Here is a 1,381-nt window from a genome sequence, read left to right on the forward strand (position 1 = left end):
TGAAAGCCGGAGTGTGGTTCCGCCGTGCTCGTCTGCTCATCGTCTCTCCTGATTCGCGGGTCAATCTTGCCCGCCGTCAGGCAGAAACTCCACTTATCGCGCTGTTCAGATTTGCGGGACCAGCTCAGTGTCGGCCTTGGCGTATGGTTCATTTTGCCGGGTGGGCTGGCCGGTAAGAGCGAGGGTGTTCGTACGAGCGACAATACGCTTATCGATAAGGTCAAATCAACCTGGCGAGCACAGGATGGTGAGACAGCGGAGCAAATCTTCACTAAGGTCTCAAAGGTAGCACACTTCATCCCCAGGGGATGGGAGGTTGGTCAAAAGACCGACTCGGGCGAGCCAGTTATCTTTTCGTGGGCCAAACACCGGGCCGATAAAACAAAGGAAGAGTACACGGTCACGTGGGAGGTGGCGCCCGATGGCACAATGAAAATTGTGGCGCCGTATGCAAGGCCGATGGAACTAGGCTGGCAAGCGTTCGCACTCTCGCTCATTGCGGACGAAGTGACAAACGACGAAAGCGGCGTGAACCGTCACTTTCTGCATAATCCCGCCAACTTCAACTTCGTAACCACCGCGCAGGGCAAGTTGGGCGATCTTCTGCGGCGTGGCCGCTGTTCTATCGACGAGCCGGTTGGAGTGCATTACTCGCCGAGGATAGATGAGCAGCAAACCGCGAAGGGCGGGCTGTGGCGCGTCGAGCTTTCGGTCGACTGCAATGTTCCCGGACCTAGTTATTTCACCCGCGACGAAGTCATCATTTTCGAGAAGCGCGAAGGGCAAGATTGGGAGCCACAATCGTTCTTTGCCAAGCTTATCGCCACGTATGCACCCGGCTCTTGGTTTAAGCTTGCCGACCCGAAAGATCAGGAAGCGTTCGAGGCGGGCAAGAAGAAGTTGTCAAAATGACGTTCGCTGTCGATGCGTCGAGCGTTGACCTGCCACTGAGTATTTCCTCCAGTAGGAGTTAGAGTCCGGCCCGAAGAAGGACGGACAGATGAAGCGAGCAAGGTTCACAGAAGAGCAGATTATCGCGGTGTTGAAGGAGCATGAGGTCGGAGCGAAGACGGCCGACCTAGCTCGCAAGCACGGGGTCTCCGAAGCGACGATCTACAATTGGAAGGCCAAATTCGGCGGCATGGACGTTTCCGAGGCGAAGCGGCTGAGGGTCCTGGAGGAGGAGAACGCGAAGCTGAAGAAGCTTCTGGCCGAGCAGATGCTCGATGCGGCCGCCCTTCGCGAGCTCCTTTCAAAAAATGTATGACCCGCCCCGCCCGTGCAAGGTCGTTTAATGAGGACGATGCAGTCTGCACAAATGTATCCGGCCTCTTGCAAGTGGGCCGCTGTTGCGGCCAGGCCATGATGAGATCCGCGCGTG

General features: G+C 56.8%; 1 protein-coding gene and 1 pseudogene. Both read left to right on the top strand.

Going from position 1 to position 1,381, the window contains the following annotated elements:
• Positions 1-66: 66 nt before the first annotated feature.
• Positions 67-912: a nodulate formation efficiency C protein gene (locus AC066S_RS38820; protein WP_235884978.1), complete on the top strand. Its 846-nt coding sequence runs from the start codon at positions 67-69 to the stop codon at positions 910-912.
• 88 nt (positions 913-1,000) lie between these two features.
• A pseudogene (locus AC066S_RS38825) lies at positions 1,001-1,264 on the top strand (transposase); the annotation flags it as partial.
• Positions 1,265-1,381: the final 117 nt, after the last annotated feature.

Source organism: Bradyrhizobium sp. CFUWI (genome assembly GCF_056429085.1).